This is a genomic window from Pseudidiomarina sp. CB1 (assembly GCF_024752025.1).
GTDB lineage: Bacteria > Pseudomonadota > Gammaproteobacteria > Enterobacterales > Alteromonadaceae > Pseudidiomarina.
Genome location: NZ_JANTPU010000001.1, coordinates 544425 through 560658, shown reverse-complemented (window position 1 = coordinate 560658; position 16234 = coordinate 544425). Strand labels below are relative to the sequence as shown.

Annotated in this window: 15 protein-coding genes; 1 reads left to right on the top strand and 14 read right to left on the bottom strand. The window is 47.3% G+C overall.

What is annotated here, in order from left to right:
• Positions 1-25: 25 nt before the first annotated feature.
• The 11 genes from nhaC to NV375_RS02615 all read right to left on the bottom strand — a co-directional run bounded on the left by nhaC (position 26) and on the right by NV375_RS02615 (position 11671).
• On the bottom strand, positions 26-1504 hold the full coding sequence (gene nhaC, locus NV375_RS02665) for a Na+/H+ antiporter NhaC (RefSeq protein WP_258806852.1): 1479 nt from the start codon (positions 1502-1504) through the stop codon (positions 26-28).
• A gap of 47 nt (positions 1505-1551) precedes the next feature.
• Positions 1552-2928: a sodium-dependent transporter gene (locus NV375_RS02660; RefSeq protein WP_258806851.1), complete on the bottom strand. Its 1377-nt coding sequence runs from the start codon at positions 2926-2928 to the stop codon at positions 1552-1554.
• 108 nt (positions 2929-3036) lie between these two features.
• Positions 3037-5100 (bottom strand): carboxy terminal-processing peptidase, encoded by a 2064-nt coding sequence (gene prc, locus NV375_RS02655; protein WP_258806850.1) that lies wholly within the window; start codon positions 5098-5100, stop codon positions 3037-3039.
• 4 nt (positions 5101-5104) lie between these two features.
• The gene (proQ, locus tag NV375_RS02650) at positions 5105-5749 is read right to left on the bottom strand and encodes an RNA chaperone ProQ (protein ID WP_258807939.1); all 645 of its coding nucleotides are present in this window, start codon (positions 5747-5749) and stop codon (positions 5105-5107) included.
• A complete protein-coding gene (locus NV375_RS02645; protein ID WP_258806849.1) occupies positions 5742-6032 on the bottom strand; it encodes a hypothetical protein in 291 nt (96 codons plus the stop codon). The genes proQ and NV375_RS02645 overlap by 8 nt, the downstream gene beginning before the upstream one ends.
• Entirely contained in the window at positions 6025-6501 is a 477-nt protein-coding gene (locus NV375_RS02640) for a GAF domain-containing protein (RefSeq protein WP_258806848.1), read from the bottom strand. The genes NV375_RS02645 and NV375_RS02640 overlap by 8 nt, the downstream gene beginning before the upstream one ends.
• Before the next feature lie 3 nt (positions 6502-6504).
• Positions 6505-6795, bottom strand: coding sequence for a YeaC family protein (locus NV375_RS02635; RefSeq protein WP_258806847.1), 291 nt, complete (start codon positions 6793-6795; stop codon positions 6505-6507).
• Positions 6795-7121, bottom strand: a complete 327-nt coding sequence (locus NV375_RS02630; RefSeq protein ID WP_126770309.1) for a hypothetical protein — start codon at positions 7119-7121, stop codon at positions 6795-6797. The genes NV375_RS02635 and NV375_RS02630 overlap by 1 nt, the downstream gene beginning before the upstream one ends.
• Positions 7122-7264: 143 nt before the next feature.
• Positions 7265-8950, bottom strand: coding sequence for a sodium:alanine symporter family protein (locus tag NV375_RS02625; protein ID WP_258806846.1), 1686 nt, complete (start codon positions 8948-8950; stop codon positions 7265-7267).
• Between the two features lie 69 nt (positions 8951-9019).
• The gene (locus tag NV375_RS02620; RefSeq protein ID WP_258806845.1) at positions 9020-10150 is read right to left on the bottom strand and encodes a M14-type cytosolic carboxypeptidase; all 1131 of its coding nucleotides are present in this window, start codon (positions 10148-10150) and stop codon (positions 9020-9022) included.
• A 75-nt stretch (positions 10151-10225) separates the two neighbouring features.
• Positions 10226-11671: a glyceraldehyde-3-phosphate dehydrogenase gene (locus NV375_RS02615; protein ID WP_126770303.1), complete on the bottom strand. Its 1446-nt coding sequence runs from the start codon at positions 11669-11671 to the stop codon at positions 10226-10228.
• 184 nt (positions 11672-11855) lie between these two features.
• Between NV375_RS02615 and pyk the strand changes: the two genes are divergently transcribed.
• Positions 11856-13292: a pyruvate kinase gene (gene pyk / locus NV375_RS02610; RefSeq protein WP_258806844.1), complete on the top strand. Its 1437-nt coding sequence runs from the start codon at positions 11856-11858 to the stop codon at positions 13290-13292.
• A 1-nt stretch (position 13293) separates the two neighbouring features.
• Here pyk and NV375_RS02605 read toward each other — a convergent pair whose 3' ends face one another.
• Genes NV375_RS02605 through NV375_RS02595 form a run of 3 tightly spaced genes read right to left on the bottom strand, consistent with a single transcriptional unit; the run spans position 13294 to position 16104 of the window.
• The gene (locus tag NV375_RS02605; protein ID WP_258806843.1) at positions 13294-14160 is read right to left on the bottom strand and encodes a DUF6279 family lipoprotein; all 867 of its coding nucleotides are present in this window, start codon (positions 14158-14160) and stop codon (positions 13294-13296) included.
• 34 nt (positions 14161-14194) lie between these two features.
• Positions 14195-15022, bottom strand: a complete 828-nt coding sequence (locus tag NV375_RS02600; RefSeq protein ID WP_258806842.1) for a LytTR family DNA-binding domain-containing protein — start codon at positions 15020-15022, stop codon at positions 14195-14197.
• Complete coding sequence (locus NV375_RS02595) at positions 15019-16104, bottom strand: sensor histidine kinase (RefSeq protein WP_258806841.1); 1086 nt, start codon at positions 16102-16104, stop codon at positions 15019-15021. Before NV375_RS02595 ends, NV375_RS02600 begins: the two co-directional genes overlap by 4 nt.
• Between the last annotated feature and the right edge of the window lie 130 nt (positions 16105-16234).

Genomic DNA, 16234 nt, shown 5'->3' with positions numbered 1-16234 from the left:
ATAAAGCCCCTACTTCTGTCTTACTTTAGTTCGTGTGCGCAGGCGCTGCTGCGGCGTGCTGATTGTCACGGCGGAGAATACGGATGCCGGTATAGCCGTAGAACATGGCAACAAGCGGTGTGAGCCAATTAAAGAAGGCAAAAGGCGCATACTCAAGTGGGCTTATAGCTAACGTTCCCATCATAAATGCCCCACAGGTATTCCACGGGATCAGCGCCGATGTCAGCGTACCGCTGTCTTCGAGAGTACGAGATAGGACTCGAGCATCGAGGTCGCGACGCTCGTACTCCTCGCGGAACATTCTTCCCGGAATAACAATGGCCATGTACTGATCAGCCGTTAACAAGTTGGCGCCGAAACAGGTAAACAAAGTCGCAGCTATCAAATTGCCGGTAGACTTAGCGAAGCCAAGTACCCCGGAAATGAGGCGTTGCAGTAAGCCAATCTTCTCAACCACAGCACCAAATGCCATCGCACTTAAAATGAGCCATACGGTATTGAGCATGCTGGACATTCCACCACCACTTAATAGTGAATCGAGTTCACTATTTCCGGTTTCAACAGTGATGCCATCTGTTAGTGCCAACCATACCATTTTCAGCGACGCGACTGCGGAGTCATCGCCGGCCAAACGTGAAATGACATCACCTTGGAAAAGAACGGCCCACAGACCGCCAAGCAAAGCACCAAAGAATACCGTTGGCAACGCTGGTTTACGCGTCGCTGCTAGAGCGAGTAAGACCACGAGAGGAACTAACATTTCCCAGCCAATGTTATAGGCGTTGGAGATCTCAAGTTGCATCCGCTCTAATTGCACGACACTGGCATTGATATCTGTATTCAAACCAAGAATAGCGAATAGCACGAGTGCGATAAGGTAGGCAGGTCCTGCAGTGTAGAACATATAGCGAATATGCGCGAAGAGCTCAGTTCCTGCGACTGCGGGTGCTAAGTTAGTGGTATCTGAAAGCGGTGACATTTTGTCACCAAAGTAAGCACCGGACACCACTGCACCAGCGGTAATGGCGGGTGACAAACCCATACCAGCAGCGACGCCCATTAAGGCGACACCAATGGTCGCTGCGGTGGTCCATGAACTGCCAATCGCCAAGGCGATAATGCCACAGATCAAAGCACTAGCAGCGTAAAACCAACTCGGATTAAGTAACTCTAAGCCATAGTAAATCATCGTAGGTACGGTACCTGAGAGTAGCCACGTACCGATTAATGAGCCTACTGCTAAAATGATCAGCAAAGCACCTAGGGCTACCGAAATACCCTCTTTTATGCCCTCTTCGAGGTCTTCCCAGCGGTAGTTATTAACAAAGCCGATAATAACGGCAACGCCACCAGCGACCCATAATGCTATTTGATTCGGTCCGTAAGACGAGTCTTCGCCAAATAAATAGACAGAACTGGCGAGTGCAATAATAAGCACTACTAAGGGCAACGCAGCCTGAAGAAGACTTGGCTCTTTAAAGGCTGAATAAGATTGGTTTCGCATAATTAGTTTCTCAAATTAGTTCAGCAGAAAATCAGTCGTCGCGTGGCTTAAAATACACCGATGAGCTGTAAGAAGATGATCACGATAACAACCGGCGCGAACCAACGCACCATCCAAAGCCATAGGCGAAAGATCATCGGATGTGTGTCGAGCTCATCTTGGCTGGCTGACCGCGTCATGACCCAGCCACTAAAAATCGCGAGCAATAATCCGCCCAACGGCAACAGTATCGAACCTGTTGCATAATCAATCACATCAAACCAGCTAGCTAAGGTTTTGCCGGGGACTCTCCAATCGAGTTGGGTCCACGCGGCTCCAGCAAAAGAGTAAATCGTGAGTTGCCCCAGTAACCAAAGGGTCAAGACGGCGGTGATGGTAGCACGCCACCTGCCCCAATCGAACTTTTCTTGTAAAAATGCCACGGCAGATTCGATCATCGCGATTGCGGAAGTAAACGCAGCTATGACGAGCATAACGAAGAACAAGGTACCTACAAAAACACCGCCCGGCATACCGCTAAAGGCAATTGGAAGTGTTTGGAAAATGAGTCCTGGACCTGCTTCGGGTGTCAGTTGGCTGCCAAATACAATTGGAAATATTGCGAAACCAGCTAATAGTGCGACCACTGTATCCGCCATGGCAACCCATAGCGTCGTTTGCACGACAGATGTTTCACGCGGTAAATAAGCACCGTACATAATGACAACACCCGAGGCTAAGCCTAAAGAGAAAAAGGCGTGTCCCAATGCGAGTAACACGCCATTGAGAGTGAGGTCAGCAAAGTTTGGGGCGAACATAAAACTGAGCGCAGCACCAAAATCTCCGATCATTGCCGCATAAATTGCGATAGCGACCAATAACGCGACCATAATGGGTAACATCCAACGAACCGTGCGTTCGAGCCCATCCTTTAAGCCCTTACCGACGACTAAGGTTACTCCGATCAAAATCACAGCGTGCCAAAACGTTAGTCTTGCAGGTGAACTTACTAACGAGCCAAACATGGACTTGATAGTGGCAACGTCTTGCCCAACGAAATGCCCACTTGCGGCCTCGTAAACATAGGCTGCAGCCCACCCTGCGATAACTGCATAAAAGCTCAAGACTAAAAAGCCGGTCGCCATGCCGACCCAACCGGTCAGCTGCCAAGTCGAGCTACGGCCAGATTCAAGTGCAACTTTTCGTGCGGCAATCCCCGGACTGTGTCTGCCACGGCGGCCGATGATAATCTCAGCCATCATGATTGGAATGCCAATTGCGGCAATGCACAGTAGGTAAACTAAAACGAAGGCTCCGCCACCGTTTTCGCCGGTTATATAAGGGAATTTCCAAATATTTCCGAGACCGACTGCGGCAGCTGTGGAGGCAAGAATGAAGGCCATCCGGCTTGACCAACGGCTGGCAATTGCTTTTTGAACTGTCATAACCAAGTGTTCCGTAGTGTTATTATTATTATTGCTTGGGCTTTTACTTCTTTATAGGATGCCACAAAAAAGCCGCCTCGGGCGGCTTTTTGGGCTAAGCAATGCATTTTATTGCATGGCTATCTTCATCGTATCAATGAGTTCGAAACTTAGTACCAAAGTTTCATTTAAGTACGGGTCTGGCTGTTCATAGGCCTCAGGTACATCTTCAAGTTTTTCAACCGGTTCGAAGCCAGCGCGTTGAAGACGCTCATTCATTCGTGCGAGGCGCTTTTCTTCATCGGCCTCTTGCTCAGCTTCGCGCTCTGCCAAAACTAAGCTGACCCAGGTCTTCTCTTTCTCACGCCGGTATTCAGCTGCATCTTCCATGACGTAATTAAACTCTGGATTAGCAGCAATATTCTGCTGGCTCAGTTGACGTAGCTCCTGCAGTTTCTCTTCAGCGAGCAAGTTTACCGCCTGATAGTCCGCAGTCTCGAGTTTGTCCCACGGGAGGGCGTTTTCAAGACTACTCTCACCGAACTCGTCAACATCTGTCACGGTCGGGAAAGTGATGTCTGGGGCCACGCCTTTAAGCTGCGTACTGCCGCCGTTAATGCGGTAGAATTTGGCGATGGTGTACTGCACGCTTCCTAATGGTTCATCGAAGAAGTCAAAGCGTCGCTGTAACCCTCGGTGCTGTTGCACGGTTCCTTTACCATAGGTGTTTTCACCAACAATCAACGCACGCTCGTAATCTTGCATTGCTGCCGCGAAAATCTCTGACGCCGAGGCGCTGTAACGATCGATCATCACTACCAACGGACCATTGTAATAGGTTGTGTCATCACGATCGCCATTGACTTCACGACGACCACTACCATCAGCGACTTGCACAACTGGACCAGAATCAATAAATAATCCCGTCAAACGAATCGCTTCTTGGAGACTACCACCACCGTTGGTGCGTAAGTCCATAATGATACCCTCAGCACCGGCCTCTTCGGACTCGGCAATGAGTTGTTTAACGTCTTCACTCACATTGTGATAGAAGCTTGGTACGGTAATAACGCCGAGCGAGCGCCCTTTATAAGGACCCTCCTCCATTGTTTTGATTTCGACTTTAGCTGCGCGATCTTCGAGTTTAACTTCGTCACGCACGATCTTGACCACTTTTGGGGTCGAGCTCGCTGATTGATCGGCCTTTAAAACCTGCAACTGTACCGTTGAACCTTTAGGGCCCTTGATGAGCTCGACGACTTCGTCAAGACGCCAACCGATAATATCGGTAAATTCGGCATCCTCATCAGCACCTTGAGCGACGCCAACAACACGGTCGTCAGGAGCGATATTGCCATTTTTATCGGCTGGTCCACCAGGGACTAAGCTTCTGATAACGGTATAATCGTAATCGGATTGCAGAACAGCGCCAATGCCCTCGAGTGAGAGATTCATATTCTGTTCGAAACGCTCAGAATTTGCCGGTGATAAATAGCTAGTATGCGCTTCAACACTACGTGCAAATGCATTCATCACAGTTTGAAAAACATCTTCACTATTGGTTTGCGTTAAGCGTTTTAAGGCGTTGTTGTAGCGCTTTTCAAGCGTGTCTACGACATCAGGCCATTCTTTGCCCGTCATGGTTAAATTAAGAGCGTCATACTTTACTCGTTGCCGCCATAACTCATTAAGCTCGTCTTTTGACGCAACCCACTCAGCGTCTTCGCGATCATAGTGGTAACGATCGCCGGCTACGCTAAAATCAAAAGGTTTTTCCGGATCAAGCAGGCTCAGGGCATACTCATAACGTTCATAATTGCGTTTGAGCGCCTTATCGAATAGCGCGTAGGCTGGGCTCAGTTTACCGGCGTGAATCATGTCGTCGAACAAGTGCTTATATTCGGCCGCTTGCTCAATATCCTCACGCAGAAAAATCATCTTATTGTAGTCGAGCATTTCCAAGTAGCGGTCAAGAATGCGCTCAGACAGTTCGTTGTCGAGTTCCATATTTTTGAAATGGTAGCGCGTAAAATAGGTGGTTACGCGTTGACTGACGACACTGTGTTGTTCTTCTTGCTTAAGTTCTGGCAGTTCATCGACATCGTGTGCAGGTGGAACTGCAACAGCGGCACCAGCTAAACCTAAGCTAAGGGTTACCGAAAGAGCTAATTTCTTGAGCGCTAATTGAGCCATAGGACTACTCCTGCTTTGCGACAAAGATGGCGTCTGTTGCAACTTTGACCGTTAAACCATTGTGAAGTTGCACCACTACATCATTCCGATCGCGTTCAATGATTTCACCTGCAACAGGCTGCTTACCGGCCTTCACTTGAACCTTTTGCCCAACTTTTAGATCGTCACCTTGCGCTGCCTGTAATTTTGGTTGTGGTGCCTGTTTGGGTTTACGTTTGGGAGCGTTTTTTGGTTTAGAGGTTAACTTTGGCTTCGACGTCTTGTCGCGTTTCGGTGCTGCGGCGCGTTGTTCGGCTTGCGCTTTTTTCTTACGTTCTGCGGCTGCAGCTTGAGATTCTGCAAGTGCCTCGGCGGCGTGGCTTTGGTGCTCTTCTTCAACCGCACCAACTTCGTTACCGTCTAAGTCTACACGTTGACCGCCCGCCTTCATCGCACGCAAATAACGCCATGAATTGGTGTAATGACGCAACGCCGTACGTAAACGCGTTTTGCTGACACTTTCGTCATCTTCTAAACGTTGCGCGAGCTCCTCGAAAATACCAATCTTAAGCGGCTTGGCGTCGCCGTCGAGTGAGAAACAGGCGGGAAATTTTGCCGCTAGGTAAGCTAAAACTTCTTTATTATTCGTTAACTTCTTTACTTCACTCATCATCATCGCTTTCCTGCTGACGTACGTCAGCTAATTGCTCCATTATGTACGCTTGCATTTCATCACTGTCGAGTCCCAAAAGATCGGGGTTCTCAATCCAATCAAACAAGGTGCGGCGTACTACTTCTTCTAAACTATCGAGGGTATCACTTTCTTCACTATAAGCGTGAATATAATGCAACATCTCGTTCATTTGATCGACGGCTTCGTCGGCATCATCTTCAAAAAAAGCCATGTCACTATGACTGACTAAATAAGCGTAAATGTCGAATTCACTATACATGGGTGAGCGACGACCAATTGAGTGTTTCAATAAAACGTCCAAGTTTGCTTAACCCGGCAGCGTCATCTTCACTGAATCGCCCTACACTGGGGCTATCGAGGTCGAAAACACCAACCACTTTTCCGTCTACGATTAGCGGTACGACAACTTCAGAATTCGATGCACTGTCACATGCAATGTGACCCGGGAATTCGTGTACATCTTCTACCCGCTGAGTTGTTTGCGTGCTCGCAGCAGCTCCACAAACACCTTTACCAAAGTCTATACGCAAACAAGCAACTTTGCCTTGAAACGGACCAAGTACAAGCTTATTCGGTTCACGAGTTAGGTAGAACCCAACCCAGTTTACATCTTCCAGTGCTTCATAAACGAGTGCGGACAAGTTGCTTAAATTGGCGATCAAGTCTTCTTCGCCGGCGGTAATAGCCTGCGCTTGCGCAAGCAACAATGAATAATCGGTACGACCCATAATCTAGGACTCATCACTATGCAGAGGAAAGGAAGCAATTGTTTGCTCGTTTGATGCTATCGATGCTTTCATTTCACGTTTGCTACGGGTGACTAATAAGCCGTCGGCACCAATACGAAAAGGTTCATCAGATGGGCAGAACTTTGCTTGATAAGCCATGACCAACTGAATCGTATTTTCTTTTTGTGCCGCAGTAAGTGCGACACCGTCTGGCCAACGGCCGGTTTCTACGGCTGCAACTAAACGTTCAAATGTCTCTGGGGTAATACTGGCAAGCAGATCTTCAAACTGCATCAACGTTCTCGCTTGTTCATTAGCAGACGGACACGATTAACTAAAAACCATAACAGACCTAAAAACAGTAAACTGTAGCTGATTTTTGCGTACCAAGATTCCTCAGGCGGTTGTTCTATAAAGATATAAGCAAAAGCCGCAATAGCGACCAATAATGCCAACATCGACTGGCTCAGAAGCTTCTCTTTGCGACGTTGTTGCGCGCGTTCCTTTTCACGATCAAGGTCTTCTTTACTACGTCCAGCAAGCACATAGTCACAATGTGAACACTGTTTAGCTTTGTCAGAAGTGCGTTTGTTACAGGAGGGGCAACGAATGAGTGCCATCAGATCCTCTCTTTTTTTACATCAGACTAAGCAATATAAGGGTTTCAGCGCTAAATTCAAGCGTTCGCCGTTAGCTACCGGTAAAAAAAAGAGCCCGCACATGGCGGGCTCCCTTACAAGGGTTAACAAGGCTGATGCTTGCGTTACTCTTGCTCTTTCTTTTTCGCTTGTTCAGCATCAAAATCTTGCCAGTACGCCTTTACGGTGTCTTTCATTTCGCGGCGTAACAAGAAGATGCCCAGCAAGTTGGGGAGTGTCATCAGCACGATGGCCACATAGGACAACGTCCAAACTAATGTGGTATCAGCAAACGAAGCGACGAAGAAGCCTGCAACATAGATGATGCGATATGGCATGACACCTTTTTGCCCGAATAGGTAAACCACTGCTCGGTCACCATAGTACGACCACGCAATTGCGGTTGAAAAGGCAAACAGCATCAAGCTAATTGGGACAATGTACTCCCCTGCACTTCCAAGGAAGCCATTACTAAATGCAATCGATGTTAAGGCTGCTGAATGCACCAAGCTCTCACCGACGATGACAATATCTTCTTTCATCAAACGGCCATCGTCGATTCGCAAGGTGCCCGTGTAAGGGTCTTCACCAGCAACGATAAAGCGAACATTCTCGGCCACTGAGCGCGCATGCAACATGGTATAACCATTAGATACGGCCTCACCATCTTGCACTTGGATAGTGCCGGTGAACTTCTCTATAGTGTTTTCATCGGTGTCGTTCAAATAGTGATACAACGCAGTGCGGTCAGCATCAAGCGTATCGTTGTAGTTACCAGCGACAATCTCTAAATCGGTACGCGAGAAAGTGTTCTCGTGTTTCTGATTCCAAACACCAGACGACAAGATGACAAGACCCGTCAGGGTACAGACAATAATCGTATCGATGAAGGGTTCTAAAATTGAAACGAGTCCCTCAGAAACGGGCTCATCTGCCCGTGCAGAAGCATGAGCGATTGGCGCCGAACCTTGACCTGCCTCGTTTGAAAACAAACCACGGTTAACACCACGGTTAAAGGCGTAAGCAAACGTCGCACCTAAGAAACCGCCCGTCGCGGCAGAACCCGTAAATGCATCAGTAAAGATTGCAGCGAACGATGGGCCAATTTGATCGAGATTATAAAAAATTACGCTCAGCGCACCAATCACATACAACACACCCATGATCGGCACAATTTTTGAAGTCACAGCCGCGATCCGCTTAATGCCACCGATAATGACCATCGCTAACAAAATGGCTAACACACCACCAGTGAGCATTGGGTCAAAACCAAAGCTCATTTCCATACTTTGAGCGATGTTATTGATTTGCGGCATATTACCGGTACCGAAAGAACTAATGATAGTGGCAATAGCAAAAATGACCGCCAACCATTTCATGTTCAGACGGCGGTCCATATAGTACATAGGGCCACCTGCCATGGTGCCGTCTTCAGTTTTGACGCGATATTTATGCGATAGTGTTACTTCTACAAACTTCGTTGTCATACCAAGGAATGCAGTCACCCACATCCAAAATAAGGCTGCTGGACCACCAAGGAAAATTGCTAAAGCAACACCACCGATGTTACCGGTTCCGACGGTACCCGATAACGCTGTCGAAAGTGCCTGGAAGTGACTGGTGTCACCTTGCGCACCTTTTTTATCGAATTTGCCAGTAACAACCTTCCACGCATGACCGAAAAAACGGATCTGTGGGAAGCCAAGGTATAAGGTAAAGAAAATACCTACACCAAGCAGAATATATGGAAAGTAGGCTGCTGAGCCAAGGTAGCTGTCGAGCAGCAATAGAAAATTATTAATCGCTTCCAAGGTGTCCCCCTTGCGAATTGTTATCGTTATTTATTGTGATTATGGTTATTTAAAACTAACTTGCGCGCATTAATCGCGCAAGTTATTTGCTACAGCGTAGACAGCGCTAAGGACGTCAGCACCTAATTGCGCACTACGGTTCGCCGACCAACCAAAATCTTCATCTGGTAGGTTCGCATTATCTTTAAACGGCATTTCTAAGGTAAATGCCAAACAATTGAAGCGCTCTGCCACTGCATTACTAGCTACTGTCAGGTTTGCGTCGCCGGGCTTATCGACGTCGTAACCGAATTCAGTTTGGAATTCAGGCGTGATCGCCAACAATGTCTGCTTAAACAGTTGCGCTAGCTTGTCGTGACGTTCGTTATAACATGGTACGCCTTCGCAGCCCGCTAAGAAATTATACGGCAGATTTTCGTCGCCATGGATATCAAGGTAAAGATCGACACCGCTTTCTTGCATGGCTTCCAGCACGTAATAAACTTCTGGGCTCTTTTCTAGGCTCGGTTCGGCCCATTCACGGTTAAGGTTGGTACCCACCGCATTGGTACGCAAATGGCCGCGAACGCTGCCGTCAGGATTCATATTAGGAACAACGTAGAAGACGTTGTGTTGTAAGAGTTTGCGTACAGCACCGTCTTCATCGTCAAGCAAGCGAGCGAGCATGCCTTCGATAAACCATTCAGCCATACTCTCGCCCGGATGTTGACGAGCGGTTACCCAGATTTTTTGTTTAGTATCATCAGGCTCGCCAATAACTAATAGGTTCATGTCTCGGCCATCCAAGGTTGGACCTAAAAAGACATGTTCAACCAAGCTTGATTGTTGCGCCCACTGAATGAGATCTTGATGACGTTCATACGAATACGGCACAAAGTATGCGAAGTAGATGCTTTCTTGCTCGAGCGTGTGCTCAATGGTTAAAGTTTTACCATCGAAACGGGTGGGCACCCGGAACCACGTCTCACGATCGTACGATGCTAATGCTGAGTACTCTTTCCAGCCGTCTGGATAAGCCGATTGGCCGGCATTAGTGATGTGCATGACGTGGTCTACCCCGACCTCGCCATAGAGCTTGAAGTGAAACCACTGATAGAAGTCCGATTGGTTGTCACGGCGAATTTGCAATTCAATGTTGCTTGCCTCTTCAGCTTTAATGACGTCAATGTTGCCGCTATCAAAATGAGCTGTAATGAACATTGTGTTTCCCTTTTGGATTAACTTTCAAATTGGCAAAACAAAAGCGCCGATTGGCGCTTTTGTTTTTGGATCATTTTATTTTGGCAGATTCATTAGCTGTTGACCTGCCATCTGTTCGGCAACACGAATCACCTGGCAGCTATAACCAAATTCGTTGTCGTACCAAACATAAAGTACTGCGCGGTCACCATCGACGATGGTAGCTTGTGAGTCCACTACGCCGGCGTAGCGTGAGCCGACGAGGTCGGTCGATACAATCTCGGTTGATGCAGTGAAATCGATTTGTGCCTGGAGATCTGAATGTAGGGCTTGATCACGCAAGAATGCATTAAGATCATCTTTGCTGGTCTCTTTGCCCAAGTTCAAGTTCATGATAGCCATCGAAACGTTAGGCGTTGGCACACGGATCGCATTTCCAGTCAACTTACCCGCGAGATCAGGTAACGCCTTCGCAACCGCTTTCGCAGCACCCGTTGAGGTAAGCACCATATTTAACGGTGCTGAACGACCACGACGCTCTGCTTTATGGTAATTATCAATGAGGTTTTGGTCATTGGTATACGAATGCACGGTTTCAACGTGGCCATTACGGATTGTGTAATGATCATGAATCGCCTTAAGCACTGGAGTGATAGCGTTAGTGGTGCAGCTCGCAGCACTGACGATTAAGTCTTCAGGTTGAATCATGTCATGATTCACACCGTAAACGATGTTCTTGATGTCACCTTTTGATGGCGCTGTCAGCAGTACTTTCTTGACGCCTTTTGACTTCAAATGCAAGCCAAGTCCTGCTTCATCTTTCCAAATCCCGGTATTGTCGATAACAATGGCATTGTCGATGCCGTATTGAGTGTAGTCGACTTGGTCTGGACCATCAGAGTAAATAACCTTGATGCTGGTGCCGTTGGCGCGAATTGCACAATTTTCGTGATCAACAGTAATTGAGCCATTAAATGGACCATGCACTGAATCACGGCGTAACAGGCTCGCACGTTTTTCAAGATCACCGTCGCGACCGCCACGTACCACGATAGCGCGTAAACGCATCTTATTGTTGCTGCCGTTACGTTCGATTAATAGCCGAGCAAGCAAACGTCCGATACGGCCGAAACCATACAGAACAACATCTTGTGCTGGGATTTCATCGGCTTTATCGACGATGTCAGCGAGTTCACTGTGCAAGTAGTCTTCGACTGAGGCGCCTTTGCCAGCGTCCTTATGCAGATAGTTAAAGGCAAGCTTACCGAGGTCAACTCGTGCCGGCGCCAAACGCATTTTGCTTAGCGCTTCAATGAATGGGAAGCTTTCGCGAAGACGAAGCTTGATACCTTCGTGACGACGAATCAAGCGATGCGCTTTGATGATGTTGATGGTGTCAACATTTAACAGAGAACGGCCATAGACCAAAATTTCAACGCCGTAGTTACGGTACAAACGTCCAATTAACGGTTGCATCATTTCGGCGTATTCCTGGCGCTCCTGCCAGCTTTGTAAGGTCAAATCCTGCTGTTGGTCACTCATGCGATTACCCTTGCGTTACGGTGAAAAGAAACGAAACAGAAAAAAGTGCGCGCTATTGTACTTAAAAGCGTCGGTAAGTGCCAGAAGCTCTGTATCCCTTTGCCGCTCATGCTATAATCCCGCGACAAGCTAAGCTAAGAACTTTAGCACTATCTACCCGACCGTCCGCAGCAAGGAGTATTACATGTTACGCCGTACTAAAATTGTTACCACACTTGGGCCCGCGACCGATGATCGCACCACCCTTGAGGCACTCATCAAAGCTGGTGCTAATGTGGTTCGTCTTAATTTTTCTCACGGCAGTGCAGCGGATCACAAGCAACGCGCGCAAACGGTGCGCGAAATTTGTCGCGAATTAGGCAATCATGTCGCCATTCTTGGTGACCTACAAGGCCCCAAAATTCGCATAGCAAAATTTACGCACGACGCGGTTACCCTTGATGAAGGTGATACGTTTGTCCTTGATGGCGACTTGCCTCGCGATGCTGGCACTGGGCAAGCGGTCGGAATTGACTATAAAGAACTGCCGCAAGACGTTGAACCGGGTGATATTTTGCTGCTGGACGATGGCCGTTTGCGGTTACAGGTCGACAAGGTCGAAGGTGCAAAAGTCATTACCACTGTTTTAGTTGGCGGTAAGCTTTCTAATAATAAAGGTATTAACCGTCTAGGTGGCGGATTGTCTGCTTCGGCACTAACGGAAAAAGATTTAGAAGACATTAAGCTAGCTGCGGAAATTGGCGTTGATTATTTAGCTGTTTCATTTCCTCGCTCGGGCGCTGACATGAACGAAGCGCGTCGTTTATTACGCGAAGCTAATGGGACTGGAATGCTGTGTGCGAAAATTGAGCGAGCCGAAGCCGTAGCGAATGACGCCGCATTAGATGACATTATACGAGCTTCTGAGGCAGTAATGGTCGCTCGTGGCGACTTAGGTGTTGAAATTGGTGATGCACAGCTCGTCGGTAAGCAAAAACGTATTATTGAACGTGCCCGACAATTAAATAAAGTGGTGATCACGGCAACTCAAATGATGGAGTCGATGATTGAAAACTCGATGCCGACGCGTGCTGAGGTGATGGATGTTGCCAATGCAGTACTTGATGGCACCGATGCGGTGATGTTGTCAGCAGAAACCGCCGCCGGTAAGCACCCGATCGCCACAGTAAAAGCGATGGCAGAAATTTGCCTTGGTGCCGAAGAACATCCGTCAGCGCGCTTAGATCGCAAAGATCTTGAAGAAACCTTTACTAATACTCAAGAAGCAACCGCCATCACCGCTATGTATGCGGCGACGCACCTCGCTGGTGTCAAAGCCATTATCGCTTTAACTGAGTCGGGTTCTACGGCCAAGTTAATGTCGCGCATCCATACTATATTGCCGATTTTCTCACTGTCTCGGCACACTGAAAGTCGCAACCGTTGCGCACTATATCGTGGTGTTTATCCGATCGCTTTTGATTCGACCCAAAGCAAGCCGGAAAATTTAGTGCAGGATGCCATCGCCGAGGTCAAAGCTCGCGGGCACATTGTGGCCGGCGATATTGTGGTGCTAACGCATGGCGACGTCATGGAGACCGTTGGTTCAACCAATACCTGCAAAATAATTGAAGTCAAATAATCTAATCGTCTACGGTTACCGCGTACTCGTTGATCAAGTCGGTTAACGTGTCGCGGTAATCTTGGAGCTGTGCCTGTAAATATTTTTCCTGCCGTTTATTTAAGCTTTGGTAGATGACTAAGACAACTGCCACTGCTAACTCTCTATTTTCTGCGATTTGCATTCGCAACTCGTCAGAACGCAGTTGCTCCGGCTGAGTAAAAAGTTCATACAACGCAACTGTAAAACTATTAGACTGCGGTTTCGCTAAAACTTGTTCAAAACGCTTCAACCACTGTTCTTGATAGTCTAACCACAGCGCATCACTATTGTCGCGCTCATGCAACCAACGACGCAACAGTCGGCGCTGTAGCGGTTTTACGCTCCCTAACCAATCATTCGCTCGATCTAACGCACGCGCATAACTGCGTTCAAAACGCTCACCAGGGGTCAACTCTTGCGCCTCCTCACGTTCTTTTTGTAAACGTTCACGCAAATTTTCAATGAGTTGGTTTCGCTGAGCGGCGTTAAGGCGCGGTAAAAACTCTTGCGCGTAAGGCGTGACTTGGTTACGCATACGTTGCCAAAGCTGAAATATTGTTTCGCTGTAATCGAATAAATGCTGAGTATCAATGCGACCACGATCGAGGTCGTCGAGTATGGTGTCGAGAAAATCGCGATAGCGCGGTAATTCAGAGCGCGCATGCCACATATGCAGTTCATCGATGGCAGTTTCTACATCGGTTTGCAGTTCGCCGGAAATGTCTACATAGTTGGCGAGTTGCCATTCAAGATAGGTATCGGCAAAGCGATAGCCAAACTGAGTTGAGCAACCCGTCAAGAATGCACCTATCGTGAGCACAATGATGATAATTTTCCATTTCGTCATGATCGTTTGTGCTCCTTCTCGGCAAGCGTTGCTCTCAGGTACTTAAAATAAGCTTTTTAATCCGTTCCTTGTAGCTGCGACTAACTTTTAGCTCTTTACCATTTTTTAAAACGATATGATATTCACCATTTTGGCGACTACAGAGTTTTTCAATTTGATCTAAATTAACAATCGCTGAACGATGAATCCGTTGAAAACGATTCGGATTAAGCTCTTCTTCAAGCTCTTTCATCGTCCGACGCAAAATATGTGTCTCATTGGCAGCGTGAATACACATGTAATCGCCCGCAGCATCCACCCATTCGATGGAATTGATCGCAACGCGGGTGATTTCACCACTTTCCTTAATTGCAATGTGCTCTGGGTAGCGTGATGCGCCGACATTTTCATTGTCAGCTAATTTTCGCAAGATCGCTTCGCAGTCTTCCCCAGTTGCGTCTGCTAATAAGTTCAACATACGCTCTTGTTGTGCATTTCGTTCACGTTGCGCAAGATTTTTTGTGACGCGTTCCAAAGCAAGGCTTAAACGTTCGTGATCGACGGGCTTGAGCAGATAGTCGATAGCGCGAACTTCGAAGGCCTTGATCGCATATTGGTCGTATGCAGTAACAAACACAACAATAGGTAATTCAATGCCTTTGGCTTTGACTTCGCGTAAAAGTTCAAAACCATTCATACCAGGCATTTGAATATCTAAAAAAATCAGATCGGGTCGGAGCGCAATGATCTTTTCGAGTGCTTGCCGTGCGCTTTGGCACTCGTCCAATAACTCGACCTGGGGAAAGTCCTGCAAGCGCACGATTAAACCGCGGCGTGCGAGTGACTCATCATCGACCACTAAAGTGCGGATTTTGCTTGTCATGAAACCTCAACCTGTTCGAAGGGGATGCGAATTTCGACACGCATGCCTGAAGGACCGTTAGAGGATAATGTAAATGAGTAGCTCTTTCCATACAAGGCTTGTAACCGATCGCGTGTGTTTGCTAAGCCTACGCCACCACTACGAATCAAGTCTTGTGTTGGTTTTGTTGTTCCAGGACCATTATCAGCGACAATGACAACTAACTCTTCGCCCTGACGCTCGGCGTATATGCTAATTTCTCCGCCTTCTTCCAATTTCGCGATGGCATATTTTATTGAGTTCTCGATGAGCGGTTGCAGAAATAAGCTTGGAACCAACGCCTGTTGGGCTTCATCACTTATCTCGATAGTGACGTTCAGACGTTCATCAAAACGTACCTTTTCGATATCGAGGTATAACATTAGGGCTTCAATCTCTCGCGCTAACGGGATCTTTTTAATGGGTTCGTTATCAAGCGAAAAGCGCAAGAATGAACTTAGTTTGCTCATCATTTTGTTCGCAAGATCGTTTTCTTTAATCAGAATAAGCGTGGAGATCGCATTTAAAGTGTTAAAAAGAAAGTGCGGATTAAGCTGATAACGAAGCATCTTCAACTGTGCTTGGTGCGCCATGGAAGTTGCCATTAACGCCTTCTGTTTCTCATCTTGCAGCATCTGATAATATTTGATGCCGAAATAGAGACCGCTCCAACTTAGCATAATGTAGAATTTTGCGAGGGTGTTCTTGAAATAAAACCAATTGTTTTCAGGACGAAAACCGAATTTATAGATTTCCCAGTAGGTGGCGTTGTCAATCACAGCCCAAATGCTGGCAGAAAAATAAGCCGATGCCAGTACAATTAAGATTAGTAGCCATGGCGGACTATCCCAAATTCGACGATAGAAATAACGCAACGGAACAGTCAATAGAAATCCGGCATAAGCGCCGAGAAGGATAATTAACACATAGATATCACGCATCTCGTGCATGAGTGAACCAATGTATTGCACCAATGCATAGCCAAACCAGCCGGCTGCCTGCAGCACCCAGAAAAAGCGGTTGCGATCATCCAATAAAGCTTTCCAACGTCCAACGACAGGCATTTATCACCCTATTTCATTTGCTTATTAGACCTGATTATACCCGTTCAACTTTTACCTGTCGGTTCATTTATCGCATGCAAAACGCTACATAGCGAAATCTGCCCATGCTACCATTCAAAGCCTGAGTAGT

Coding starts and splice junctions, on each gene's coding strand:
- nhaC (WP_258806852.1), bottom strand. CDS start 1,504: ATGCGAAACCAATCTTATTCAGCCTTTAAAGAGCCAAGTCTTCTTCAG.
- NV375_RS02660 (WP_258806851.1), bottom strand. CDS start 2,928: ATGACAGTTCAAAAAGCAATTGCCAGCCGTTGGTCAAGCCGGATGGCC.
- prc (WP_258806850.1), bottom strand. CDS start 5,100: ATGGCTCAATTAGCGCTCAAGAAATTAGCTCTTTCGGTAACCCTTAGC.
- proQ (WP_258807939.1), bottom strand. CDS start 5,749: ATGAGTGAAGTAAAGAAGTTAACGAATAATAAAGAAGTTTTAGCTTAC.
- NV375_RS02645 (WP_258806849.1), bottom strand. CDS start 6,032: ATGTATAGTGAATTCGACATTTACGCTTATTTAGTCAGTCATAGTGAC.
- NV375_RS02640 (WP_258806848.1), bottom strand. CDS start 6,501: ATGGGTCGTACCGATTATTCATTGTTGCTTGCGCAAGCGCAGGCTATT.
- NV375_RS02635 (WP_258806847.1), bottom strand. CDS start 6,795: ATGCAGTTTGAAGATCTGCTTGCCAGTATTACCCCAGAGACATTTGAA.
- NV375_RS02630 (WP_126770309.1), bottom strand. CDS start 7,121: ATGGCACTCATTCGTTGCCCCTCCTGTAACAAACGCACTTCTGACAAA.
- NV375_RS02620 (WP_258806845.1), bottom strand. CDS start 10,150: ATGTTCATTACAGCTCATTTTGATAGCGGCAACATTGACGTCATTAAA.
- NV375_RS02615 (WP_126770303.1), bottom strand. CDS start 11,671: ATGAGTGACCAACAGCAGGATTTGACCTTACAAAGCTGGCAGGAGCGC.
- pyk (WP_258806844.1), top strand. CDS start 11,856: ATGTTACGCCGTACTAAAATTGTTACCACACTTGGGCCCGCGACCGAT.
- NV375_RS02605 (WP_258806843.1), bottom strand. CDS start 14,160: ATGACGAAATGGAAAATTATCATCATTGTGCTCACGATAGGTGCATTC.
- NV375_RS02600 (WP_258806842.1), bottom strand. CDS start 15,022: ATGACAAGCAAAATCCGCACTTTAGTGGTCGATGATGAGTCACTCGCA.
- NV375_RS02595 (WP_258806841.1), bottom strand. CDS start 16,104: ATGCCTGTCGTTGGACGTTGGAAAGCTTTATTGGATGATCGCAACCGC.